Annotated in this window: 24 protein-coding genes and 1 pseudogene; 7 read left to right on the top strand and 18 right to left on the bottom strand. The window is 63.9% G+C overall.

What is annotated here, in order from left to right:
• Window position 1: 1 nt before the first annotated feature.
• Window positions 2–934, top strand: coding sequence for a carbohydrate ABC transporter permease (locus JOD47_RS11430; RefSeq protein WP_307836267.1), 933 nt, complete (start codon window positions 2–4; stop codon window positions 932–934).
• A gap of 70 nt (window positions 935–1004) precedes the next feature.
• On the opposite strand, the gene JOD47_RS11425 is transcribed toward JOD47_RS11430, so the two are convergent.
• Together JOD47_RS11425 and JOD47_RS11420 are read right to left on the bottom strand one after the other, a co-directional pair.
• Entirely contained in the window at window positions 1005–2384 is a 1380-nt protein-coding gene (locus tag JOD47_RS11425) for an extracellular solute-binding protein (RefSeq protein WP_204534396.1), read from the bottom strand.
• Window positions 2385–2471: 87 nt separating this feature from the next.
• Window positions 2472–3050 carry a helix-turn-helix domain-containing protein gene (locus JOD47_RS11420; protein WP_204534394.1) on the bottom strand — a complete coding sequence of 193 codons (579 nt, stop codon included), beginning with the start codon at window positions 3048–3050 and terminating at the stop codon, window positions 2472–2474.
• Window positions 3051–3192: 142 nt separating this feature from the next.
• On the opposite strand from JOD47_RS11420, the gene JOD47_RS11415 reads away from it, so the two are divergent.
• On the top strand, window positions 3193–4725 hold the full coding sequence (locus JOD47_RS11415; protein WP_204534392.1) for a sodium:solute symporter family protein: 1533 nt from the start codon (window positions 3193–3195) through the stop codon (window positions 4723–4725).
• Window positions 4726–4815: 90 nt separating this feature from the next.
• Here JOD47_RS11415 and JOD47_RS11410 read toward each other — a convergent pair whose 3' ends face one another.
• Window positions 4816–5967: an AI-2E family transporter gene (locus tag JOD47_RS11410; protein ID WP_204534391.1), complete on the bottom strand. Its 1152-nt coding sequence runs from the start codon at window positions 5965–5967 to the stop codon at window positions 4816–4818.
• 276 nt (window positions 5968–6243) lie between these two features.
• Here JOD47_RS11410 and JOD47_RS11405 point away from each other — a divergent pair, with 276 nt between their 5' ends.
• Window positions 6244–7338: a VIT1/CCC1 transporter family protein gene (locus JOD47_RS11405; RefSeq protein WP_204534390.1), complete on the top strand. Its 1095-nt coding sequence runs from the start codon at window positions 6244–6246 to the stop codon at window positions 7336–7338.
• Here JOD47_RS11405 and JOD47_RS11400 read toward each other — a convergent pair.
• Both JOD47_RS11400 and JOD47_RS11395 read right to left on the bottom strand, forming a co-directional pair.
• On the bottom strand, window positions 7299–7982 hold the full coding sequence (locus tag JOD47_RS11400; protein ID WP_204534389.1) for a Pr6Pr family membrane protein: 684 nt from the start codon (window positions 7980–7982) through the stop codon (window positions 7299–7301). The genes JOD47_RS11405 and JOD47_RS11400 overlap by 40 nt on opposite strands.
• Before the next feature lie 25 nt (window positions 7983–8007).
• A complete protein-coding gene (locus tag JOD47_RS11395; RefSeq protein WP_204534388.1) occupies window positions 8008–9030 on the bottom strand; it encodes a DUF808 domain-containing protein in 1023 nt (340 codons plus the stop codon).
• 161 nt (window positions 9031–9191) lie between these two features.
• Here JOD47_RS11395 and JOD47_RS11390 point away from each other — a divergent pair, with 161 nt between their 5' ends.
• The gene (locus tag JOD47_RS11390; RefSeq protein ID WP_204534387.1) at window positions 9192–9929 is read left to right on the top strand and encodes a class I SAM-dependent methyltransferase; all 738 of its coding nucleotides are present in this window, start codon (window positions 9192–9194) and stop codon (window positions 9927–9929) included.
• A 155-nt stretch (window positions 9930–10084) separates the two neighbouring features.
• Window positions 10085–11614, top strand: coding sequence for an LTA synthase family protein (locus JOD47_RS11385; protein WP_204534385.1), 1530 nt, complete (start codon window positions 10085–10087; stop codon window positions 11612–11614).
• 7 nt (window positions 11615–11621) lie between these two features.
• Here JOD47_RS11385 and JOD47_RS11380 read toward each other — a convergent pair.
• The 12 genes and pseudogenes from JOD47_RS11380 to JOD47_RS11325 all read right to left on the bottom strand — a co-directional run.
• Window positions 11622–11813, bottom strand: a pseudogene (locus JOD47_RS11380) (VOC family protein); the annotation flags it as partial.
• Window positions 11814–11848: 35 nt separating this feature from the next.
• Entirely contained in the window at window positions 11849–12397 is a 549-nt protein-coding gene (locus tag JOD47_RS11375; protein ID WP_239548082.1) for a GNAT family N-acetyltransferase, read from the bottom strand.
• A 7-nt stretch (window positions 12398–12404) separates the two neighbouring features.
• Window positions 12405–13457, bottom strand: coding sequence for a S66 family peptidase (locus JOD47_RS11370; RefSeq protein ID WP_239548081.1), 1053 nt, complete (start codon window positions 13455–13457; stop codon window positions 12405–12407).
• Between the two features lie 45 nt (window positions 13458–13502).
• Complete coding sequence (locus JOD47_RS11365; RefSeq protein WP_204534383.1) at window positions 13503–14369, bottom strand: glycosyltransferase family A protein; 867 nt, start codon at window positions 14367–14369, stop codon at window positions 13503–13505.
• The gene (gene rfaE2, locus JOD47_RS11360) at window positions 14366–15859 is read right to left on the bottom strand and encodes a D-glycero-beta-D-manno-heptose 1-phosphate adenylyltransferase (protein WP_204534381.1); all 1494 of its coding nucleotides are present in this window, start codon (window positions 15857–15859) and stop codon (window positions 14366–14368) included. The genes JOD47_RS11365 and rfaE2 overlap by 4 nt, the downstream gene beginning before the upstream one ends.
• Window positions 15856–17274, bottom strand: a complete 1419-nt coding sequence (locus tag JOD47_RS11355) for an aldehyde dehydrogenase family protein (protein ID WP_204534379.1) — start codon at window positions 17272–17274, stop codon at window positions 15856–15858. The genes rfaE2 and JOD47_RS11355 overlap by 4 nt, the downstream gene beginning before the upstream one ends.
• A gap of 143 nt (window positions 17275–17417) precedes the next feature.
• Window positions 17418–18431, bottom strand: a complete 1014-nt coding sequence (locus tag JOD47_RS11350) for an ArsA family ATPase (protein WP_204534377.1) — start codon at window positions 18429–18431, stop codon at window positions 17418–17420.
• A complete protein-coding gene (locus tag JOD47_RS11345; RefSeq protein ID WP_307836266.1) occupies window positions 18422–18706 on the bottom strand; it encodes a cory-CC-star protein in 285 nt (94 codons plus the stop codon). Before JOD47_RS11345 ends, JOD47_RS11350 begins: the two co-directional genes overlap by 10 nt.
• 2 nt (window positions 18707–18708) lie before the next feature.
• Entirely contained in the window at window positions 18709–20412 is a 1704-nt protein-coding gene (locus tag JOD47_RS11340; protein WP_204534375.1) for a carbon starvation CstA family protein, read from the bottom strand.
• 119 nt (window positions 20413–20531) lie between these two features.
• Window positions 20532–20759 (bottom strand): hypothetical protein, encoded by a 228-nt coding sequence (locus tag JOD47_RS11335; protein WP_204534373.1) that lies wholly within the window; start codon window positions 20757–20759, stop codon window positions 20532–20534.
• Between the two features lie 18 nt (window positions 20760–20777).
• Window positions 20778–21122 carry a DUF8129 domain-containing protein gene (locus JOD47_RS11330; RefSeq protein ID WP_204534371.1) on the bottom strand — a complete coding sequence of 115 codons (345 nt, stop codon included), beginning with the start codon at window positions 21120–21122 and terminating at the stop codon, window positions 20778–20780.
• Window positions 21123–21128: 6 nt separating this feature from the next.
• Entirely contained in the window at window positions 21129–21338 is a 210-nt protein-coding gene (locus tag JOD47_RS11325; protein ID WP_204534369.1) for a hypothetical protein, read from the bottom strand.
• A gap of 166 nt (window positions 21339–21504) precedes the next feature.
• Between JOD47_RS11325 and JOD47_RS11320 the strand changes: the two genes are divergently transcribed.
• Both JOD47_RS11320 and JOD47_RS11315 read left to right on the top strand, forming a co-directional pair.
• Entirely contained in the window at window positions 21505–21705 is a 201-nt protein-coding gene (locus tag JOD47_RS11320; protein ID WP_204534367.1) for a YegP family protein, read from the top strand.
• 21 nt (window positions 21706–21726) lie between these two features.
• Window positions 21727–22896: a glycosyltransferase family 9 protein gene (locus tag JOD47_RS11315; RefSeq protein ID WP_204534365.1), complete on the top strand. Its 1170-nt coding sequence runs from the start codon at window positions 21727–21729 to the stop codon at window positions 22894–22896.
• Here JOD47_RS11315 and JOD47_RS11310 read toward each other — a convergent pair.
• Window positions 22862–23575: an SDR family oxidoreductase gene (locus JOD47_RS11310; RefSeq protein ID WP_204534363.1), complete on the bottom strand. Its 714-nt coding sequence runs from the start codon at window positions 23573–23575 to the stop codon at window positions 22862–22864. The genes JOD47_RS11315 and JOD47_RS11310 overlap by 35 nt on opposite strands.
• Window positions 23576–23578: the final 3 nt, after the last annotated feature.

The raw sequence follows: 23578 nt of genomic DNA, 5'->3' as shown, positions 1-23578 counted from the left end.
AGTGATCAACTCACAACCGCAGGCGGCCGCAGAATCAGATCCACGGAGGAAGTCCGCCGCATCGCCTACCCAGCGTTTCCCCTGGTACAAGCCCCGCAGCATTCTTGGCCGGATTGCCCTCTGGGCGCTTCTCCTGGGGTTCTCGGTGCTGTTCCTGTATCCGTTCGTGTGGCTGCTGGCTGCAACGTTCAAACCACGCCAGGACGTCTTCGATAACCGCCTCATCCCGGAGACCTGGGTTTTCACCAACTACGTCGAGGTGTGGCAGCAGTTGCCCCTGCTGTCCTGGATGTCCAACAGCATCATCATCGCGCTGCTGGCCGCCGGACTCGTCACCATCTCAAGCTCACTCGTTGCCTTCGGTTTCGCCTACTTCCGGTTCCCCTTCCGAAACCTGCTCTTCGGCCTGGTGCTCGGCACCATGATGCTGCCCGGCGCAGTGACGATGATCCCGGTGTACCTGATCTGGAAGGAGCTCGGCTTCCTCGGGACCACCGTGCCGCTGTGGGGCGCCAATCTCTTCGGATCGGCGTTCTATATCTTCCTGCAGCGCCAGTTCTTCCTCGGACTCCCCCGCGACATCTTCGAAGCGGCACGCATTGACGGGTGCAGCTACTTCGGGCTGTTCCGGCGGATAGCCCTACCGCTATCCATCCCGTCCTTCATCATCGTGTTCATCTTCGAGTTCCAGGCGAGCTGGAACAACCTGCAGGCTCCGCTGATTTACTTGAACACGGGCAGCCCGGAGGAGTACACCGTGCCGCTCGGTATCTCCTACGCGATGTCACTGTTCAGCCCCACCTCGGGCGGCGAGGCCGACTACCAGTACGTCATGACAGCGGCGCTGCTCGTGACGCTGCCCATGCTGATCCTGTTCGCGTTCGGTCAGCGGTATTTCATCGAGGGCCTGGCCGGTCAGGGCCGCAAAGGCTGACCCCCTTCCGTTGAGTTGGCAGCGCCGCCCGGACGCTGCCAACTCAACGGGCAGATGACGACGACGGCGCCTACTGCGCGCCGGCCGTCGCCTGTTCGTACACCAGCATCGCGGCGGCCTGTGCATCGCCCAGTGCTTCATCGATGGTCTTGTCCCCGGACATGGCCGGAGCCATGGCGTTCTGCAGTTCGGTCTGAATCTCAAGGCCCGCAGGCGACGACCCGAGGGGCACACCGTTTTCAAGTGCCTGGTAATAGGAATCGATCAGCTGATCGAAGCCTTCGTTGCCCGTCGACTCCAGGTACTCATCCTTGATCAGCTGGTCGGCTGTCTGAGAACCCGTGAAGATGCCGGTGAACATGCCGCCCTCTTCCATACCCGAGACCCGCGCCTCGGCAGCTGCCATCCACGCCTCATCGGAGGTGTTGGTGACGGCCCACTTGCAGGCGGCTGCCTTGTTCTCGGCGCCTGTCGGAATCACGTAGGACTGCCCGCCGGCAACGGCGATGGCGTCGCCGTCCTGGTTGCGCAGCGGGACACCGGAAATCTCCAGCTGATCGGCGTAGTCGGCGAGGACGTTGGGATACCACTGGGCGTACAGCCCTGCGCCTACCTGATCAGCGACAAACTGGTTGTTTTCGCCGAAGAAGTCCCAGGTCTGGCCAAAACTGTAGGCGGTCTCATAGCCACCCTGGGCGTCGTAAATTTCCTTCAGCCACGTCAGTGCTTCAATATTGGCGGGGTCATCGAGGGTCGGTTTCCCGGTCTCGTCCATGATCTTTCCGCCGAAGGCCGTAAACCAAATGGGAGCCTGCGAGGGCATCTGCGGATCGAACCCAAGGCGCGTGGGGTTTTCGCCGTCAGACTCGTACATTGCTTCCGCAGCAGCGAGCACGGCGTCAGGGTTGGAGGTGTCCAGATCGTCGGCCGTGACACCGGCTTCCTCCATGACGCGGGTATTGGCGATGATCGACCACGGCTGCCAGAACTGAGGTATGCCGTAGACCTGCCCGTCGTAGGTGACATCCTGCAACACGGCAGGGTAGTAGTGCTCCTCAGCGTTGACGTCGTGGGTAGTGAAGCAGTCGTCAACCGGCTCGATCAGTCCCTTGGCCGCGTACGTCGCCACATACTGGCGGTCCATCACGACCAGGTCCGGCAGGGTTCCGCTCGCGGCCTGGGCAGCGAACCGCTGGGGATCGAAGTTGCTTTCGTTGATCTCGACGGTCACACCGTCCTCTTCCAGGGCGGCGGTAGCGAGGTCCGCACGGGACGTCGCCACCTCATCGCCCAGGGTGAAGCCACCGGTGGTCAGGGTGCCGGAGAGTTCAGCTCCGTAATCTGCGGCCTCCCCGCCATCGGCGGTCCCGCCACCTCCGCCGCCACACGCGGTGGCGGTCAACGCGATGGCCGCAACCACCGCAAACCCTGCTGTCCGAGAAGTCTTCATTGCTCCAGTCCCTTCACAAGCCGGCGTCGTTCGCTCAGTATTCCATAAGCCCGCTTGGTATCCCGGTAACGATTGGAACAGGAAAAATCAGCTCCTGGACGCCGCCGGAACCAGTGTCCACAGCACCACCGCTTCCTCGTCCGAGGGGTTGACCCAGGTGTGCGGTTCCCTGCCCGGGAAAGTGATGGTGTCACCCGCTTCCATCGCGTACCGGGCGTTTGAGAAGATCAGCTCAAACCGACCGGCCACGATATGCAGGGTCTCCACTTCGCAGTCCACCGAGTACAGGTCCGACTCGCCCTTTCCGTTGGGCGCGACGACGGCACGGATCATCTGCAGGCGCCGCTCCGAGCGCGCTGTCATGAGCCGTTCGTTGATCCCCTCGCCGCCGAGACTGATTTTCGGTGCTTCGCGGAGTCGGGTGAGATGCGTTTCCGGAACGGTGAAGAGGTCACCGATGGAAATGGACAGGACCTGGCACAGCGTCACGAGGGAAGCCACCGACGGCGACGTCAGGTCCCGCTCCACTCTGCTGAGGAAGCCCTTGGTCAAACCGGTGGACCCGGCCACCTGTTCGATCGTCATGCGCTGGGCCTGCCGCGCCGACCTGATCCGCGAACCAATCGCCACCGGCGCGTTGCTCGGTTCTACTGGGAGAGCCTTCACTGTGGTTCCTTCCGGGACGGCTGATTCACGAGCATACAGACGCTGTCCGCTCCGTCACACTTGACGTGTTACTTCGGTCACAACTAGCCTACTAGACAACATCTGTTGCCTATAGGTGAAATCGCCCGTTCTCAGGAGAGTCATGGAATTCGTCAACGTCGCCATCGTGGTGGTCTACCTGGCCGCGATGCTTGCCTTCGGCTGGTGGGGCAAATCGCGCACCAAAAATACCAGTGACTACCTCGTTGCCGGCCGGCGCCTGGGGCCGGTGCTGTACACCGGCACCATGGCGGCGGTCGTCCTGGGGGGAGCGTCCACCGTGGGCGGTGTGGGGCTGGGCTACCAGTTCGGCATTTCCGGCATGTGGCTCGTCGTCGCCATCGGCACCGGCGTCCTGGTGCTCAGCCTCTTCTTCGCGCCCACCATCCAGAAGCTGAAGATCTACACGGTCTCCCAGATGCTCACCCTCCGGTACGGGCACGAGGCCACCAAGATCGCAGGCTTCGTCATGCTCGCGTACACCGTGGTGCTGTGCGCCACGTCGACCGGCGCTTACGCCACGATCTTCGTCGTACTGTTCGGTCTCGACCGCTGGCTCGCCATCGCACTCGGCGGAATCATCGTGCTGATCTACTCGACCGTAGGCGGCATGTGGTCCATCACGCTGGCAGACATGGCGCAGTTCGTCATCAAGACCATCGGCGTCTTCGCGCTCATGCTTCCCTTTGCGCTCTCCGCGGCCGGTGGGTTCGATGGCATCCGGGAGCGGGCCGGGGAAGAGTTCTTCAGCATCACCGGAATCGGCGCGCAGTCCATCATCACCTACTTCGTGGTGTACACACTGGGGCTCCTCATCGGTCAGGACATCTGGCAGCGCGTCTTCACCTCGAGGACGCCGGGCGTCGCCCGATGGGGAGGCACAACCGCTGGAATCTACTGCATCCTCTACGGCGTCGCCGGCGCCATGATCGGCATGGCAGCCAGCGTGCTGCTGCCCGTCCTCGAAAACACCGACGACGTCTATGCCCAGGTTGCCATCGATGTACTTCCCATCGGCGTCGGCGGGCTGGTCCTTGCCGCCGCAGTTGCGGCGATGATGTCCACCGCGTCCGGCGCACTGATCGCCGCGGCAACCGTGGCGAGCTCCGACGTCGTACCTTTTGTCCGCAGCTGGCGCCGCCACGGGCTGCGCGGCGGCGCTACGGTTGCGGCAGAGGGTCACCGGGATTCCGATCCGGAGCACGACGTCGCGGGCAACCGCATGTGGGTACTGGGGCTGGGCATCCTGGCAGTACTGGTTGCGATCGTCCTGAACGACGTCGTCGTCGCCCTCACCATTGCCTACGACATCCTGGTGGGCGGCCTGCTGGTCGCCATCCTCGGCGGCCTGGTGTGGAAGCGCGGCACCGGTCCGGGGGCAGCGGTTTCGATGATCGCTGGGTCCGTCGTCACGCTCGGCACGCTGGCCGTCTACGCGGGCCTGGCAATCGGTGACGGACTGTACGCGAACGAGCCGATCTACTTCGGCCTCATTGCCTCAGCCGTCAGCTACATCGCGGTCTCACTTGCCACCAAGCCGACGGACCCGGCGGTCATGGCGGCGTGGAACAAGCGGGTGGCTGGCGAAATCCAGGAGGAAGTCCCCCGCGAAGGACCGGCGACCCCGGTCCGCTGACAGGTTCATCACTCACCGCAAGAAACTGCCCGCAGGTGCAGGGCTGCCGCTTCGAACCGGCAGCCCTGCACCTGCGGGCAGTTTATGGGCCTAGGATTCCTGTGCGGGCGCCGAATCCCGGTCACTGTCCGCCTCCGGGCCGGACGTTGCAGGCGCTGTAACCGGCTCCGGCTCATCATCCTCAGTCCACGCCTTGATCGCCGCCCACGTGACCGCCGCCACCGGTACGGCAAGGATCGCGCCGATGATTCCGGCGAGAATGGTGCCGGCGGTCAGCGCCAGCAGGATCACGAGCGCGTGAATGTTCAGCGAGCGTCCCATCACAACCGGCTGGAGGAAGTTTCCTTCCAGCTGGTTCACAACGACGACTGCGAGAATCACCATCAGCGCAACGAACGGCCCGTTGGCCACCAGTGCCACCAGCGCGGCGAGTACCCCGGCGACGGTGGCTCCGACGAGCGGGACGAACGAGCCGATGAAGACGATCACAGCCAGCGGGATGGCCAGCGGCACACCCAGGATCAGCAGGGCGATACCGATGAACACGGAATCCACTGTGGCGATGATGGCCGTTCCACGCACGTAGCCGCCCAGTACGTCAAGGCTCCTGTGGCCCACCCGCTGTGCGCGGTGCAACCGCTCCCCACGGAAGGGCCGCAGCATGAAAGCCCAGATCTTGTCGCCGTCCTTGAGGAAGAAGAAGAGGATCACCAGCATCAGCAGCGCGCCGGTGAGGAATTCGCCGGCGGCGGTCAATCCGGTCAGCGCGGTGTTTCCGACGGTCGAGCTGGTGGCGAAGTCAATGACCGATTGCCGGGCGTTCTCGATCTGTTCCTGGTCAATCGGGATGGGACCGGTCTGGATGAAGTCGTAGACCTGTTGGAACCCCTGGTTGGCCTGCTGGATCAACTCGTCCAGCTGACTGCGCACGGCAAACACGATGCCCGTGATCACGCCGCCGAGCACTACCAGCAACAGCAGAAACGAAAAGGCGGTTGCGAGGGCGCTCGGCCACCCATGGCGCCGCAGCATGTTGACGAGTGGACTGATTGCGGCCGCAAGGATCAGTGCCAGCAGCAGCGGAATGACCGCCAGCCGGACCTGGATCAGTCCGTAAATAGAGACGACCGCCACGGTGATGAGCAGCAGCAACTGGGCACCACGGATACTGGTCCTGCCCAGCCCGTCCTGCCACGGACTCGGTTTCTTGCGTGCTGCACTGGTGTCGTGTCTGTACTCCACGGGCGCTTCTTCCTTGAGTGTGGGAGGGCATGCGGAACGCACGCGGTTTCGCTACTACCCTACGTGCAGCCCTGAGGCACCATTGCGGGTACCATTGATGTTTGCGAAGGGGAGTAGTTCCGGAGTGCAATGCGCTCCGCGGCCTGTCGACATACTGGCACTCAGTGATGATGCCCGGCAATCCACCGCATCAGCGGCGAACGAGACCTTCGGCCATGCATTCGTTAATGGCCGGAGCTCCCCAACAGCCCTGGCCGGAAAAATCAGGAGCCGGCTGTGACGCCCGAGGCAACCCGAACACCCGCCGAGATCAAGCGTTGGCGGCAGTATCTCGCCGACGAACGGGCGGAAGCCGCAACCTACCGCTATCTGGCGCGCAAGCGCGGCGGCGAGGAGAAGGAAATCCTCCTGGCTCTCGCCCAGGCGGAGGGCCGGCACGAACAGCACTGGCTCACCCTTCTGGGGAACGACGCCGGCAAGCCCCTGCGTCCGTCGCTGCGGAACAGGATTCTCGGCTTTCTTGCCCGCCGCTTCGGCTCAGTCTTCGTGCTCGCGCTCGCGCAGCGTGCCGAAAGCCGCTCCCCCTATGCGGCGGATCCTTCCGCGACCAGTGCGATGGCCGCCGATGAGCAAATCCACGAAGAGGTTGTGCGGGGGCTCGCGACGCGCGGACGCAACCGGCTTTCCGGCAACTTCCGGGCCGCGGTCTTCGGAGCGAATGACGGCCTGGTGAGCAACCTTGCGCTTGTCATGGGCATTGGAGCAACGGGTGTTTCCAGCGCGTTCGTGTTGTTCAGCGGGCTTGCGGGCCTGCTCGCCGGAGCATTGTCGATGGGTGCCGGCGAATACGTGTCGGTGCGGTCGCAGCGGGAGCTGCTGACGGCGTCGCGCCCCACGCAGGTCACCCTGACGGCGGCCAAAGAGCTCGATATCGACGCCAATGAACTGGTGCTGGTTTACCGTGCACGCGGCATGTCTCCTGAGGCAGCCGAACATCGCGCCGCCGAACGCCTGGGGCAGTTCAGCTGCGACTGCGACCCGAGCTTCTCCCTTCAGCCTGAGCGGCAGGAACGGCAGGACGACCACGAGAGCGTGGGAACCGCAATGGGCGCAGCCGCTGCGAGTTTCTGCTTCTTTGCCTCCGGCGCAGTGATCCCCGTCCTTCCGTACATTTTTGGGCTGACGGATATCGCGGCTGTGATCGTTGCCTGCGTACTGGTGGGGCTGGCGCTATTGGCGACCGGCGCCGTCGTCGGCTTGCTTTCCGGCGCATCTCCGCTCAAGCGGGCTCTGCGTCAGCTCGCCATCGGACTGGGAGCGGCTGCGGCAACCTACGTGTTGGGGCTGGTGTTCGGCGTCTCGGTCGCCTGACCGATTCTGAGCCGGCTGGTCCAGATGATCAATGCACCGAAGGTAGCGAACGCCACCGCTATGGCCAGCACATACAGCGCGATTGACGCATACCCGGTGCCTGGGTCAAGGAATGGGTAGGGCACCCAACCATCGGTGGCACCGCGGAGGAGCACCACCGCACACCAGGTGAGCGGATAGATCAGAATCAGTCCGATCGTCCTGAACGGCAGCCTGTAGCGATCCGTGATGAGTGCCCAGTCAAGGACCGCATAGATGGGGAAAGCGACGTGCAGAACCCAGTTCGCCCAAGCGAGCTCCACTCCCCCAGCCAAGCCGGACAACAGCAGGTTGTAGACGACCCCGACGACGGCCATGTACGTGGTGGTGGCAGCTCTGGCCGGCATGAGCCACCTGGGATTCGGGCGTTTCCTCAGTTGGAGGATCGCCGCAACGAAGAGCACAGCGGCTGTCATGATGTTGCTCTGCATGGTGAAGAAGCCGAAGAAATTGAACGGGTTGATTTGCGTTCTTGACGCGGTGTCCAGGAATGTGGCGATCACCGCGCAGCCCACGATGAATGCTGCTGTGAGCCGGACGATCGGGCGCACCAGGGATCGGGACACCGGGTCGGACGGACTATCGGCGTTCGCTGTTGCGCTCATCTGTCCATCATCGCTGGGATGGTGACTACGACGCGTGATCGGCGTCGTGTTTCTTCGGCCGGTAGCCCGCGACCGCTGCGCGTAGATCGCCCTCTTCATGCCCACCCTTGTCCTTGCCGAACGGCAATGCCTTCAGCAGCGGGTGCACGATGGCCATGATGGCGAGGCCCCAGGCAAGTCCGACGACTGCCGACAACAAAGTGTTCACGAGCCACGCCAGCAGGCCTCCAACCACAGCAATTCCGGCGAATGGTTCTTCGAGGGAATGGATCAGGTCGTAGGGCATGTGCCACCCCAGGTCATGAGCGCCCTGCACCATGATGTGACCGCCTACCCACAGCATGGCGATGGTCCCGATGAAGGTGATCGCGGCCAGCACCGAGGGCATGCCCTTGACGAGCAGTTCACCGAACCGCTTGGATCCCGTGGAATCTTTGGTTGTCAGGTGCAGACCGATATCGTCCATCTTGACGATGAGACCGACGGCTCCATACACGAGCACGGTGATTGCGATAGCTACGACAACCAGGATGAGCGCACGGGACCAGATCGATTCGGCGGCCACCTCGTTCATCGAGATGACCATGATTTCGCAGGACAGGATGAAGTCGGTGGTGATCGCACCCTTGATGACCTTGGCCTCTGCCTCCGGCCCCCGCTCCACTGCTGGCGTCTTCTTCGCATCGTGCTGGCCGCGAAGCTTGTGCCAAACCTTCTCGGCGCCCTCAAAGCAGAGGTAGGTACCGCCCAGCATGAGGATGTAGGGGATGATGCCCGGAACGAACGCACTGATGAGCAGCAGCGCCGGCAGGATAATCAACAGTTTGTTGCGCAGTGAACCCCAAAAGATCCGTTTGATCATCGGTAATTCACGGGAGGGGTCCGCCCCGGACACGTACTGCGGGGTGACGGCGGCGTCGTCGATCACCACGCCTGCGGCCTTCACCCCCGCCCTTGCGGCCCCTGCCGCCACGTCATCCACTGAGGCGGCAGCTATGCGAGCAAGAGCTGCGACATCGTCCAGCAGTGCTACCAGCCCGCCGCTCACGGATTGCTCCTGTGATTCTCGAGGGCGGACGGCTGACCGTGGAGGCCTCGGTCGAGGCGCGTTATTGGCATGGTCCGAGTATATTCTGATGTCCCCGTCACCGCCCCGGATAGAACGCGAGCTGATTGTTTATCAGGGCAATGTCACCATAGGGTGGGCCGGTGCCTGACGCCATTTTCTCTCACCCCCGACTCGCCCGCGTCTACGACCCCCTGGATCCGGATCGGAGTGATCTTGACACGTATGTGGACCTGATCGACGAGTTTGGAGCCACGTCTGTTCTGGACGTGGGTTGCGGGACCGGCACTTTCGCCGGCCGCCTTGCGGCGCGCGGCATCCGCGTGCTGGGCGTCGATCCTGCGGATGCATCCATCGAGGTCGCCCGGTCGAAGGTGAACTCGGATAACGCGGAATGGGTTGTTGGGACGGCGCCGGTTGTCGCGGCTGTTCCCGCCCGGCAGAAGCACTATGACTTGGCGACGATGACCGCGAACGTCGCCCAGGTCTTTCTCGACGACAAGGAGTGGCTCTCCACGTTGCTGGCTGTCCACTCCTGCCTCCGTGAGGGCGGACAACTGGCCTTCGAGTCGAGAAGGCCATCGGATCGTGCCTGGGAACGGTGGACCAAAGAGCTGTCCCGGCAGCTCGTGGAAGTCGCTGGTGAAGGCCCGGTGGAGGACTGGGTGCAGGTGACGGCCGTCGACGGCGAGTTGGTGACGTTCGATTCACCGACCATATTTCATGCCGATGGTGAGCGCATCGACTCAACAACGACCCTGCGCTTCAGAACAGCAGAGGCCCTACGGCAATCTTTGGAGGAGGCCGGCTTCCTCAGCGTCGAGGTACGCGACCTGCCCTATGCGCCCGGTCGCGGGTGGCTGTTCATCGCGCGCGCATGAATTCCTCCTTGCTGACGGATGAACCACTGTTGAACGGCTAACGTAATCGGTACTAGGCTTTATGGGCCCGACAATGAGTTGGATGGTAAGGGTGATCGGCGGACATTCGAGCATCTGGAACGCGAGGTAGTGCAATGTTCGGCGCAGTTCTTCCCATGACACGAAGAGTCGGCGTCGTCATGGGACGCATCCTTGTCCTTGTCCTGATCTGGGCGGGGCTCGCGCTGCTGATCGCCGCCGTCGGCATCCGTTTCTACTGGGGCGAGATCTCGGTGGGTCAGATGCTCCTGAACCTCGTCTCTGTGGAAACCGACGGCGGCGGCGGAGTCATCGTCTGGATGGGCATCCTGGGAATCGGCATAGTGCCACTGCTGATCACCGTCGGCATCGCCCTTTGGCAATACTTGCGGCGCCGGAAGCGCCGCCGCAACGGCGTCATCATTCCGCGTCGGTCGCAGTGGATCATGCACACCGTCTCCACCGCACTGGTGGCCGCGGTGGTCGTCGGCGGTGCCACGTCCTTCGCCACCACGGTAAGCATGTGGGACTACATCAAGGCGGCGAACTCCTCGTATGACCTCGGCGACTACTACGTGGAGCCGACCGTCACCGGCGACGAGCACAAGCGCAACCTGGTCTTGATCTACCTCGAGTCCGGAGAGGGCACCCTCGCGGATGACCAGCTCTTCGAGAAGGACGCGTTTGCTCCTCTCAAGGAGGCCACCGATGCCTCGGACGGCTGGCAAAGCGTGGAGGATTTCCAGCAGACCAAGGGTGGCGACTGGACAATGGCCGGACTGGTTTCGACCCAGTGCGGCATCCCGCTGAAGGGCACGGGCTCCGCCCTGGGAAGCGGCGCGCTCAACAGCCTGGGCGGCGAAGTCGGCACATACCTGGGCGGGTCCATCTGTCTGGGCGATATTCTTGACGAGCACGGCTACAAAAGTGTCTTCCTGGGCGGCGCCAATGCCTCATTCGCTGCGAAAAACGTCTTCCTGAGCGGTCATGGCTACTCAGAGGTGAAGGATCTCTCCGACTGGCGCGCTGCCGGCGAACCGGAAGCGAATTTCCGCAGCGACTGGGGCCTGAGCGACGAACGTCTCATGGCCCACGCAAAGGACGAGATCGACGCTCTGCACGCAGAGGCGGAGGAAACCGGTCAGCCGTTCAACCTCACGATGCTGACGCTGGACACACACGCGCCGCTGCATATTTACGACTACTGCAACGTGGACACGGAGAACGAAACCATCTCCGTGTTTGCCTGCTCCATGACCCAGGTGGCCGGGTTCGTGGACCATATGAAAGAGAAAGGCTATCTGGACGACACTGCCGTGGTGATCATGGGTGACCACCTCAAGCAGCTGAGCGCCGGCGACCCCACCAACGAGCACTTGGAAGGCATCGACAACCGCACCATCTTCAATCGGATCTGGATTCCGGGCGAGGACGGCAGCAAGCTGCGCCCCGGCCTGGACCAGCTGAGCATGTACCCCACGATCCTGGAGGCCGCCGGGCTGACGGTGAAGGATCGTGCAGCCGGGCTGGGAGTGTCTGCCTTCGCCTCAGTGCTCCCACCTGATTCAGCGCAGGCAATGGAGCCAGACCTTTATACCGAACTGATCGACTCGAGTTCCCCAGAATTCTACTCGGAGGCCTGGGCGGGCGAGAACGCCCTGCAGTAGGGCTTGGTCAGCTCCTCTGCAGTTCCTCGGCGAGCATCACAATGGTGCCGCTGGGGCCGCGGACGTAGGCGAGCATGTAGACATCGGCGTATGCTGCCACGCCGCGCAGTGTGCGGCAACCATGCCTGGCAGCGATTTCGAGGGCCTCGTCGATGTCATTAACGGAAAAGGCAACGCGATGCGATCCGGCATCCACCGGATGACCACATCACTTCTGCCAACGCACCCATGCGCTCAGTTGAGATCGATCCAATAGCGACGCTTGGGTGCCGAACCCTCGACGGTCACTGCGCCCTCCAGAACGCCACCACATCGCTCGATTGTGCCGATCGATCCTGAATTGTCGTCATCGCATGTAACCAGTGCCCGCACGATGCCGAGGTTGCGAGCCGCCTCCAGCCCTTGGCGCAGCATCTCGGTGGCATAGCCACGGCGGCGGTTTCCCGGCCGCACACAGTAGCCGATATGGCCACCCTCCTCGAGCAGCGCCGGGGTCAGCTCGTGCCGAATGTGGACTCGTCCCACAATCTGGTTGCCGACCGCCGCAAATAGCATCGTCGCGGGCACCCGGCCCGGGGAGAGGTCAACGCCGGCCCGGTCACGCTCAACCTTGTCAAGATACTGCTCCCACGTATGGTCCGGATAGCTGAGTGCGAAATTGAAGCCGTCCTTCGCCAGCTCTGACTGAGCAGCGAGCACCTGCTCCTCGTCTGTCAGGAGCGGGTTCCGCAGCATCAACCGCGCAGGGGCATCCAGACTCGATGGGCCGGAGGGCTGCGGCATCTTCAACCTATCGATAGAGGGCGCTGATTGTGCGGGTGGTCCCGTTCATCGTGATTCGTCCGCCGTACGGCAGGATCCACTGTGGTCGCGTATGCCCGAAGGGAACACCGGCGCAGACCACCGCACGAGGGTTGTATGAATTCACCTGCTCGATGACGGCGTCATACTGTGCTGCCCGTAGACCGGCGCGTTCCTCCCGCTCAGGGCGATCGCCGAAGTCGCTCGTGGGAGGCCTGGCAAGCAGAACCCCTTCAACTGCTTCGAGGATGCCGCGTTCCCCAAGTGCCCGAACCCATCGTTTCACCCAATCAGCAGGAGGGATCAGTTCGCTGGTCTCCAGCAACAGTATCGACCCGCGAAGAGCCGCGGCCCGCGGTAGACGATCAGCCAAGGCGAGCTGATCGATGACCTCCAGGCAACCACCCCATGTCCGCCCCGATACCAAGCGTTCGGACCCAGCCCATGTCCAAGATTCGGTGGGCTCCCGCTCTCCGAACTCCACAAGGGCATCAGGGTCTCGCCAATCAAGTCCAAAGTCCTCGGATTCACCGGGCTCGACGATCTCCAGCTCCTCGCCCGTCATCAGGGCAGCCTTCAAAGAGGCAAGGTGGGCTCCGTCAATGTAAGGTCCCGGCCCAAGGTGTACCTGAGTTGACCCGCCGTAGAAACCGGCCACGCCCTGATGCCATAACCAATTGAGCAGGTTCGTATTGTCGCTGTACCCAAGGAAAATCTTCGGATCAGCACGCACAACAGCTGGATCCAGCAGTGGGATGACGGTGATCTGGTCGTCACCACCGATCGTCGACAGAACGGCACGAATGCTGGTATCGGCGAATGCCGCGTTGAGGTCTGCAGCACGAGCTTCAGCTGTCGCCCCAAGCAAACGAGTTGTGGGGAACTCCACGGGAATGAGCCCAGTCGCAGCGGCTAAGCGGCTCATTGCCTGCTCATGAATGGCCGGCGCGAAGCCGGGTGCCGCAAACGAGGGCGACAAGACCGCCACACGGTCACCCCTGGCCAGCTTCGGCGCTGACACCATTTCCCCCGTAGCAACCATCCCGCAATTCAAACACAGCAGCGATCGGTCAGAGGTAGGCGAGAACTAAACCCCATCAACACCGAGTACGACGTCGGCGGCATCAGTTTCGCGGTCCGGCACCGTTGTGGGCGACTCCAGATGCACTGCTCCCGACGGCAGGATTCCTGCGCCGCCGTACCGTTCCATGACTCGCCACTGCGCGGCAACATCCTCGCCTGCGTGGTCAGCCGGCAGCTGGTCCCAAAACTCGAATCCGCCGCAATCCAACAGTGCTTTCCGGTTGAAGAGGACACATCCTCCTACCCAGGCCACCTTGTACAGCCGCCAGTCCTCCGGTGCGAGGTTCAGCTCCGCTGCAGCGTGGGTGAGATTGGCGGCATTGTGCAGCGCCCACCGGCTGAAGGACGGGTCATCCCGCCGCACCCGCTCCGGGCGGACACCGCGCTCCCACAGCTCAAGCGGTTCACGCTCGTGTTCCCGATAGTCGTCCAGGAAGGACAGCCCCTGCACCGCGGCGCCCACAAAGCCGCAGTTCGCTTCCTTCAGCGCGGCGTGCATACGGGCAATCATCCCGGGTTCGAGCCAGACGTCGTTATCGAGAAACAGGACCTGCGGCGCACTCGAACGCTCCAGCAGGATATGCCGCTGCTGCGCCACCCCGCGTCGAGGCAGATTCCGATCGAGTGCGACCGACCGCCCCTGCGCGCGAAGAACCCGCACCATCGCGGCCACCGTGGGATCCTCCCACACCGGTTCGCCGTCGCTCTGGTCGCTCAGGATCACCGAGAAAACGGGGCCATCCTGTGCCGCCAGCCCCGAAAGCGTGGCGGCCAGCTCGGGCGCCCGCCCGTAGGACGGAATCAACACGTCCAGCTCGGGATCCACGGAAGGAGCCGGCCGCCCCCACTCCCCCGACCAGCGGCGGCTCATGGTGCAGCAGTAGGAGTGGTGCGGATCTTCTCAACCATCGCCGTCGTCGAACGCTCGGGAACGTAGTCGAGAATGCGCACCACGCCTCCGCAGCGCTCCACCACCGGCGCCTCCTCCAGCATCTGGGACGAATAGTCCCCGCCCTTCGCATAGATGTCCGGCCGCAGCACCTCAATGAGCGGCACCGGGGTGTCGGTATCGAAAGCGGTCACATAGTCGACACAGCTGAGCGCCGCAATGACCCCCGCGCGGTCAGCCAGGGAATTGATGGGCCGGTCCGGTCCCTTCAGACGTCGCACCGAGTCGTCATCGTTGAGGGCCACCACCAGCACGTCCCCCAACTGCTTGGCCTGCGTCAGATAACGCGTGTGGCCACGGTGCAGCACGTCGAAACATCCATTCGTCAACACAATCCGCCGGCCCTGTTCCCGCTCTGCCTCCGCCCGCCGCAGCAGTTCATCAAGCGGCAGGGTTGCCGAGGACAGACCGCCCAGGTACTGCGCAAGATCGGCGGTTGAGCACACCGATGTGCCGGCCCTTCCCACCACAACGTCTGCCGCAGCCTGCGCCAAATCCAGCGCTGCGGTCATCGGCATTCCCGCTGCCCGCGCCGCCGTCAGGCAGGCAACGAACGTATCTCCCGCACCGGAGGCCTGTTTCTCCGAGGCTGGCCGCGCCCACGTCCGGTGCGCCTGACCTTCCGCAGACAGCAGCACCGTGCCGTCCCGGTCCAGCGTTACAACGACGGCGCCCGCCCCCGTCGCCGCGAACAACTCTTCCCGGCGTTCGGTGACCAGTGCCACCCGTTCTTCCGCAGCGGTGGACGGGAAGGTGGTGCCCAGCAGCCGCGCCGCCTCCTGTGCGTTCGGCGTTACGATGGCCGGCGACAGGTCCGCCCAGGGCCGCGGGTCATGCGCATCCACCACGGCGAGCGCGCCGCCGATGTGCTCCCGCAGCGCCCCCTGCACAGCTGCGCCCAGCGCTCCGGAGCCATAATCACAGACGACGACGGCGGCACTCCCCTGCAGCGCGGTGGGAACCGCCGCTGCCAGCGCTGCCACGGAATCCCCGGGCGGTTCGCCGTCCTGTTCGTCAAGCCGCAGCATCACCTGGTCACCACCGATAATGCGGTTCTTGGTGGTCGTGTGAACGCCGGGCACTGCGATCAGTCCGGAGGTGTCCACCCCCGCGTCCTCCAGCAGCGCGCGCAGGCGGGCTCCGGCGTCGTCGGTTCCCACCAGGCCGACCAGACGCACACTGGCGCCGAGAGCAGCAAGGTTCATGGCTGTGTTGGCTGCGCCGCCAGGAGCGTAGTCGCGGCGCTGCACGTCGACCACGGGTGCGGGAGCCTCACGGCAAAACCGCTCAATGGTGCCCGTCCACCAGCCGTCCAGGATCACGTCACCGACCACGGTCACGACAGGTGCCACACGGGCAAGCTCGAGAGGCACCCACTCGGTAAGGCCGCGGGTCTCCGGCAGTGCCGTCATGATCGGGCTGACTTTCCGGGCGCCTCGATGTGCACTACCTTCACCGTGGAGAACTCGTCGAGCAGTTCCGGCCCATAGCCGAAGCCCTGGCCGCTCTCACCGCGCGGCTGTGCCGAACCGCCCGGAGCGCCGCCGAAGACTGCATTGACCTTGACCGTTCCGACTGGAAACGCAGCAACGGCCTTCTGCGCGTGGGCGATACGGGCGGTCAGGACATTCGCCGCCAGGCCATACCTCCCGGCAGCGGCGAGATTAAGTCCCTCGTCGAAGCTTCCCACGCGCACAACGGGAGCCACGGGACCGAAGGTCTCCTCCGTCATGACGTCCATCCGGTCACTGCAGTTCAGCAGGACCGTCGCCGGGTAGTGGGTTCCGGGTCCATCCGGGATCGCGCCGCCTTCCGCCGTTTCGGCTCCTTCATCGACTGCTGCCTGCACCTGTGTGTGAACAGCATCGCGCAGGCGGCGGTCAACGAGCGGTGCAATGGTTCCGGACTCGTTGCGCCTTCGTGCTTCAGTGATCAGCGCGGCACAGAAATCGTCTGCGATCGCGTCCACAACGTAGATGCGCTCGACGGCCGTGCAGATCTGTCCGCTGTTACTGAACGCGCCGATAGCGGCTTGCTCCGCTGCCCAGGCCGGATCCACGTCGTCGTCAATCAGCAGCGGGTCATTGCCGCCGTTTTCACGGAGCACGTGTGCGCCGGTGAGCACCGCAGCACGCGCAATCCGGGCGCCGGTAGCGCTGGAGCCAACGTGGGCGTAGACGTCAACGCCGTCCTCCGAGGTAAGCATCGATCCGACGTCCGGCCCTCCGGTCAGGGTGGTCAGTACGCCAGCGGGAAAGCAGGGTGACAGAAGCTCACCGAGCAGTTGGCCCAGATGCGGGCAACGTTCGCTGGGCTTGTGGAGGACGGTGTTCCCGGTGACCAGGGCTGCACCGAGCAGTCCGGCAGCAACGGCAACCGGATCATTCCAGGGAGTGAGCAGCACCGCCACGCCGCGAGGCTCGGTGACGGTGTAATCAGAGGCGAGTGCTGACCCGCGCAGGCTGTGTCCTCGATGCAGCGGCCCCAGCTCGGCGTACTGCTCAAGGGTCGATGCTCCCGCCTCGATGCCCGCATGTGCTTCCCCGCGCGGCCGTCCGGTTTCCCTGCTGTTCAGGTCTGCCAACCGATCCGCCCCCGCACGCAGCGCACCTGCTGCGGCCCGGACCATGGTTGCCCGCTCGGCGGGCGCCGTCGCGGCCCACTCCGGAGACACGGCCCTGGCGAGCTGGACGGCGAGCGCAACCTGTTCACGCCCGGCGCTTTCGAGGGTTCCCACTTCGCTGCCGTCGCGTGGGTCACAGATGGTCAGGATGGAATCCTGGGCGGCGGCGCTGCCGCGCATCATGGTCTGGGGATCGCTCGTCATTGCGCTCCTTCGTCTCGCAGCCGTTGCTTGGTGCCAGGGAAGTACCCATCCCGACGCCGGTTCACACGGCCCCGGACAAAACGCTTTTGAATCATGCCGGGACGAAGAAGAAGGCTGACGCCCACGATCCCAGGGAAGCAGGATCAGGATGGGGTGGTGCCCACATCCGCGCGGGCAAGCGCCGCACCGAACCGACCGAGCGCATCCTCTCCCACAACGTCACCGGGTAACAGCGGCACCTGCAGCAGCGGGACGTCCGGCAATGACCCGCGCAGGGTGCTCAGGTGCACATCTTCGAGCCTGCGCCGCTCGGCAAGGAAGCCGCCGGCGTTGGCGGGCGATCGCTTGTTGACCACCAGCGCGCCAACATGAACGCCCGCGCTGATCAGTTGCTCGTGCAACTCCACAGTCTCAAGGACGGGCAGCCGTTCGGCGGCGAGGACAATCACGAACGCGCAGCGCTGCTCGTCGACGAGTACCGACCGCAGGGACTCGAAACGCTCGCGGCGGCGCAACAGAACGCGGCGGATCTCCAGATCGCGCTCCTCGGCCGGATCCCGGGAGCGCTCGGTGCCCACGATGTCCTCGGCTGTACCCTCGTCCTTGAGGCCGCGGAGGGCAGCACCGAAGCTCTCGGACCGCCCACGGCGACGCAATAATCCTTCGGTCCAGGCGGACATGATTTCGGGCAGCGCCATCAGGCGGGCAGTGTGTCCTGACGGTGCTGTGTCAAACACGACGAGGTCATACTCGCGCAGCCCCAGCTCCACCAGCTCCGCGATGCGCTCCAGTACCGCTGACTCGTGGGCACCCGGGGAGTCCCGCGCGAGCCGCATGTGCTTGTCAACCTCCCCGGCCAGATGCTCGGGCATGAGCCGGCGAATGGTTGCACCGACGGCCGCGAGGTGAGCCTCCGTGGTGGCGAGCGGGTCCACCTCGATCCCGTCCAGGCCCTGGGCGAGCGGAGTGATACGGTCCCCTACGGTGCGCTCCCACACGTGGCCGAGATTGTGCGCGGGATCCGTGGAGACCACCAGCACCCGCTGCCCCGCCCGCGCCTGCGCCAGGGCAGTAGCTGAGGCCACGGCCGTCTTGCCGACTCCGCCCTTCCCTCCCACGAAGAGCACCCTGCGGGCAGCAGCTAGGTCTAACAGCACGAGATGTTGTCCAAGGGCGAACGTTCGAGACCCATCCTTCGATGCCAGTCGTGGAACCGGTCATAGACCACGGGCAGCAGCTCCACTGTGTAGTAGCTCGCCGGGTTGGGAACACCCAGCGCCTCCGAGAGGACCAGCATCATGAAGAGGTCCTCCTCGTCCCGCTGCGCGCGGGCAAAGGTGCGCCGGTATGGCGCCGAATAGAACTCAAGCAGTCCTGCGCCCACCTGACCCCACGTGTTGTGCAGGCGGCGCAGGAGCGTGCGGGGGGCCACTGTCAGGAGCGCGTACGGGCGCTGGTACGCCGGCGCTCGTCATCCTCGAGCTCCGGCGGGTTCTTCTTTGCCCGCGACATCGCGATCGCAGACTCGAAAATCACCCAGACCGCCGCAACCAGAATGATGACGTCAAGGCCGAGGAGCAGCCAATTCTCCGCCGCGTAGAACTGTCCCATTTGTACGATGAGCGCGTAGACGGACATCACCAGCAGGAACACAAGCGGCACGAGGATGGGGGTTACAGGGCGGCCCTTGCGCAGGAGAATAACAGCAACCATGGACAACGTGAGACCGGCCAGCAACTGGTTGGTGGTGCCGAACAGCGGCCAGATCAGCATGCCGCCTGCACCGTCCGCGCCGGCACCGAAGGTCAGGCCCATCGCAATGGCAAGGACGATCACCGTGGCCACCATCTTATTGAGGTTGACGCCGATGATGCTCGCCGCTTCCTGAACCACGAAGCGCTGCAATCGAATACCGGTGTCCATGGTGGTGGCCGCGAAGAGGACGGCCATGGTTGCAAGTATGGTGGCGCTGAGACCGGCGGGGATGCCGAGGCCGCTGTTGACGATCGCTCCGCCGCCCTCGACGAAAGCGCCCACGCCGCCCTGACCGAAGGCACTGTAGACCTGTTCCCACTCGGCGATGGTACGGAAACCCGCCGTCGTTGCAATGATCGCACCCAGTGCCAGCAGGCCTTCGCCCACCGCACCGAAGTAGCCCACGAAGCGTGCGTCAGTCTCCTTGTCCAGCTGCTTGGAGGACGTACCCGAGGAGACAATTCCGTGGAATCCGGAAATCGCACCACAGGCAATAGTGACGAACAAGAGCGGGACGATACCCGGCGTGCCCTCAGGCACAGCATCGTTGAACGCGGGAGCCACCAGTGACGGGGAGGAGATGATGACTGCCCCGTAGAGGATGCCCAGAGCGATGAACAGTTGAAGACCGTTGATGTAATCACGCGGCTGCAGGAGCATCCATACGGGAAGGACCGAGGCCACTCCGGCGTAAAGGAACAGGACCACAATCCAGAAGGAGTTGGCGGAGAGTCCAAGGATTGTCTCCGGCAGGATAACCGGGAACCGGTCCCCGACCAGGATCAGCGCGTAGAGGGCGACGACGCCGATCACGGAGACCGTCGGAAGGTTCCACTTGTAGCGGTAGATGGCCTGGCCGATGAAGAGGGCCACGACGATCGCGCCCCAGGTGGGTATGACAGCGGTAGGGGTGCTGGTGAGCAGGCCGGAGATCACCACAGCGAACGCGGCGTTGACCATGAGCAGAACCAGGAAGATGATCACGAGGAACAGGTTGCGCCCGCGCGGTCCGATGTACTGTCCGGAGAGCGAACCGATGGACTTGCCCTTGTGTCGCGCGGAGGCCCACAGCGAACCGAGATCATGGGCGCCGGCGAAGAAGACCGTGCCTATAGTCACCCAGAGGAAGGCGGGCAGCCACCCCCAGATCACGGCGATGGCGGGGCCTACGATGGGCGCCGCTCCGGCCACCGAGGTGAAGTGGTGACCCCAGAGAACGAATTTGTTCGTGGGTACGTAATCAACCCCGTCGTTCAGCTCATGGGCAGGAGTCACGAAAGACTCCTGCAGCTTATAAATGCGGCGGCCTAGGAACCGCGAGTACAGGAAGTACCCGAGGATCATCATGGTGACGCCAACCAGCGCAAGCACGACGGAATTCATAACGCTCCGATCTGAGGGTCCCCCAGCGGTTGTGACCTAACATACATACACGTTGGATCATAGCCGCTGGTGAGGCACCCATCGATCAACCGCCGTCATTGAGCTCTTCAGTCGTGCAGCTACGTGGAGGCATCATTCTCGATGTCTTCGGCGAGATCATCGACCTTCTCCGGCCGCAGGTGCACTCCGGCCTCGTCCAGCCTTTCCTCCAGCACATGGGTCACGTCATCCTCCACATGACCGAGCCGGATTTCGGAGCGGACGTCCTCTGCAACCGCTTCGACGGTCTCTTCCTGCGTCTCGGCAGGATCGGACCTTATCGGTTCGGAGCTGGCGTCAGCGGTCATGGAATCAACTCCTTGAAATCAGCGCGGCTGGGCCGGGTTGGTGGGCACTCCCTGCGACGGCGGGTTCACCGGCGGGCCTGAGGTTTCCGGACTCACGGGCGAACCGCTCCTGCTGCTGGTCCTCTCCGGAGTGTCAGGATTCTCCGGTCCGCTTGGTACAGCGCCGTTGCGCAGTGCGTCCAGCCTGTGCTCAAGGACCTGCACAACGGCAAGCCTGTCCCCATGCGCACGTTCATACGCCAGAAGCTGGGATAGAGCTTCCTCATCGAGTCCGTTGATACGTGTGGGCAGGGTGCCCAGCGGGAGATGGTCATAGTCCGGCAGGGGAAGATCTTCATGCCGTGGCGAATTGCTGTGCGTCATGGGTTATCACTCCGAAGGTTCTGTAGCTACGCCTGATGGGCCTTCGTCTCCGTCCGCGCCATCCTCAAGGTCATCGTCAATACCGTTGTTGTCGTCGAACTCGGTTTCTTCAACTTCTTCCGGCGAATCTCCGCCGCCCGGATCGTCACATCCGGTGAGCAGTACGGCGCTGATTCCCGCCGCAGCCGCCATTGCCCAGAGCTTGTGCTTTGCCATGACCAGTCTCTTTCCGCTCGAGATTCGGGGCGGATCACCCGCCGTCAATCAACAGTATGCTTAGCACTTTCGCCTTGTCGATGCTTGTCAGCATCCGTCTTGCTAAGCAGGCTGATAATCTACGATGAGTACACGCCCAGATACCGCAAAACGAAGGAGTCTTGAAATGGCAGGCAAGTTCGAGCTCTACTTCGATGATGCACAGCGTTACCGGTTCCGGCTGACCGGAGACGACGGCGCAACCCTGATGACCAGCGAGCCGTACAACGACAAACCCACAGCGGTGTCCGGGATCAACGGCATCCGTGACTGCGCCTCCACAGCGCTGATCGCAGACCTGACCGACGGTGACGACGAGATCGAGTAAAGCTCCTACTCCGAGGTGACAATGTCCAACAGCCTGGCAGCGAAACGGCAATCCGCCGCAATGGGCTCCGGTGTCGGCCCTCTTCTGGACACGTTCCCCGACGTTGAGCGGATTGCCGTCCTTCGGGGCGGGGGCCTGGGCGACCTGATGTTCGCCTACCCTGCTCTCAGCGCCCTGTCCGCAGCGTACCCGGAAGCCTCCATCACCCTGCTCGGCGTTCCGCTGCACGCCGAGCTCCTTCGGAACAGGCCTGGTCCGGTATCCGAGGTGGAAGTCCTTCCCTACGCCTCCGGAGTCCGCCCCGGGCCTGAAAACGGGAAGGCGACCGCCGATTTCTTCGCATCCATGCGCTCCCGCAGTTTTGATCTTGCCGTCCAGATTCACGGCGGCGGCCGCAACTCCAACCCGTTCCTCCTGAAACTGGGTGCACGGCATACCGTCGGAACCCGGACGCCGGACGCCGTCCAGCTGGAGCGCAACTCGCCCTACATCTACTACCAGAACGAGTTCCTGCGTTCGCTTGAAGTGGTGGGCCTGGCAGGAGCTGCGCCGGTCTGCCTCGAACCGCAGCTGACAGTCACCGAGGAAGAAACGGCTGCCGGACGCCGGATCACGGGCGCCGGAACCCGGCCGCGCCTGGTGATGCATCCCGGTGCCACCGATCCGCGGAGGCGGTGGCCGGCGTCGTCATTTGCCACGGTTGCAGCGTGGGCGGCACGGGACGGCAGTGACGTGCTGATCGTGGGCGACGACGGCGATGCTCCCCTGGCAGCGGAAATCGTCCGGATGGCGAAGGAAAAGTCCGCAACAGGGACGGATACAGCCCGTATCCGGTCCCTTGCAGGCGACCTTTCCCTCAGCGAACTGACGGGCGTGCTGTCGGTGGCGACCGTCGTCGTCGGTAATGACAGCGGACCGCGGCACCTGGCCCAGGCGGTGGGGACGCCGACCGTCGGGATCTTTTGGGTTGGCAATGTCATCAGCGCCGGAGCCATGGGTCGCATACTGCATCGCGTCCACCCGGCGTGGACCACACGGTGCGCTGTGTGCGGCGTTGACGTCACGCAGGTGGGCTGGACCGCTGAACGGTGCGAGCATGATGACTCGTTCGTCCGGCAGATCCAGCCCGAAGCCGTTTACGACGACGTCTGCGACCTCACGGCCACGACCCCTCTTCTTCGTGGCAGATAAGCATCTGCCGGACTTCGCAGCCCCGCGGCTGTGACAGCGCGAACAGGATTGCGTCCGCCACCCGCGCCGGGTTGTTGAGCCGCGAGTTGTCCTGCGGCTTGTACTTCTCATCGCGGTCATCGAAGAACTTGGTCTCCATGCCACCCGGGATCATGGTGGTGACTCCCACCTCGCCTGCCATTTCGGCAGCCAGTGCATGACTGAAACCCACCACACCGAACTTCGAGGCACAGTAGGCGGTTGCGTCCGCGACGGCGCGGATGCCCAGCGTCGAGGCGATGGTGACCACGCGCCCGTGGCTCGTCTTCAGGTAGGGCAGCGCCGCACGGACGGTGGACACCGTCCCGGTGAGATTGACCGCCAGCACCTTTTCCCATTCCGCGGCCGCCACGTCCTCCAGGCGGCCGCAGCGGTCTATGCCCGCTGCGGTGACGACGGCGTCCAGGCCACCGAGCGTATCGGCCGCCTGCCGCACGGCGCCGGTCACCGCCTCACGGTCTGCGACATCGACCTCCAGCGCTTTCACAGCGGAGACATTGCTGATGTCACGGTCCAGCACGATGGGAGTGCCGCCGGAGTCGAGCACGCGGGCAACAACCGCCGCTCCGAGTCCGGATGCTCCACCGGTGACCAGTACGCGGCCCGGGTTGAAGGTGCTGTTGCTTTCAGGAACAGACATGGT

The organism is Arthrobacter tumbae (genome assembly GCF_016907495.1).
Classification (GTDB): Bacteria; Actinomycetota; Actinomycetes; order Actinomycetales; family Micrococcaceae; genus Arthrobacter_D; species Arthrobacter_D tumbae.
Note: the sequence above shows the minus strand (reverse complement) of the source record. Positions and strands in the feature narration are given on the sequence as shown.